Origin of the sequence: Methylobacterium sp. WL18 (assembly GCF_008040015.1) — a bacterium.
Taxonomy (GTDB): domain Bacteria; phylum Pseudomonadota; class Alphaproteobacteria; order Rhizobiales; family Beijerinckiaceae; genus Methylobacterium; species Methylobacterium mesophilicum.
The window spans coordinates 1-937 of record NZ_VRVD01001072.1 but is presented as its reverse complement, the minus strand read 5'-3'; the positions used below and the strand labels follow the sequence as shown (position 1 = coordinate 937).

The 937-nt window shown below is 68.9% G+C and carries 1 protein-coding gene; it reads right to left on the bottom strand.

The features are described 5' to 3' along the window. Window positions 1-15: 15 nt before the first annotated feature. A protein-coding gene (locus FV228_RS30960) for an IS630 family transposase (protein ID WP_147857887.1) occupies window positions 16-937 on the bottom strand; the annotation gives its coding sequence in 2 pieces (ribosomal slippage) (window positions 16-626 and window positions 626-937; 923 coding nt annotated over the 2 pieces). This gene is flagged as partial in the annotation.

Here is a 937-nt window from a genome sequence, read left to right as displayed (position 1 = left end):
TAGAGCTGTTCCCACTTATGTAGCGACGGCCAAGTCGTCCTCGTATCCGGCGGCGGTGATGCAGTTGCGGCATTCGTCTGGGGTGAAGCGGGTGAAGGCCTCGCGGATAGCAGCCCAGAGGTCGGGCACGGTGCGGGCGGTTGCGGTTCGCAGCAGGTGCTTGAGCTTGGCGAAGATCTGCTCGATCGGATTGAACTCGGGACTGTAGGGCGGAAGGTATAGGACCCGCGCCCCCACCGCCTCGATAGCTTCGCGCACGCCGGCGACCTTGTGAGCTTGCAGGTTGTCGAGGATGACGGTGTCCCCGGGTCGCAGCACCGGGACGAGGCTGTCGGCGACGTAGCTGCGGAAGCGGGCGCCGTTGGTGGCGCCATCGACGAGACTGAGCGCGCACAGGCCGGTGCTGCGCAGGGCGGCTGTGACGGTGGTAGTTTTGTAGTGGCCCTGCGGCACGAGGAGCCGGCACCGCTCACCGCACGGGGCGCGTCCGTAACGGCGGGCCATGTTGGTGGCGGCCGCGGTCTCGTCGAGGAAGACCAGCGTGTCCGGGTCGAGGTCGGGCAGGGCCTCGAACCAGGCTTGGCGGGCCTCCCTTACGTCGGCCCGCTCCTGCTCAGCCGCATAGAGAGCCCCTTTTTGCGGGTGATGCCGTGGCGGGCGAAGAAGCGCGACAGGCCGCTCGTGCTGGTCTGCAGGCCCTGCGCGGCCAGGGCGTCGCGCAACTCGCGCAGGAAGATCTCGGGCCAGGCTTCGTAGGTGGAGAGGATCCGATCGGCCTGCCCCTCGATGGCCGGAAGACGATCGTCGCCGCGCGTCGGCTTGGGCGCGACGTGGCCTTCCTGCGCGAACCGCTCCGACCAGCGGCTGGCACTCGACACGCTTACACCGAACCGGGCCGCCGCTCGATGGAAGGAGGCGCCCTCGGCCACGGCCGCCA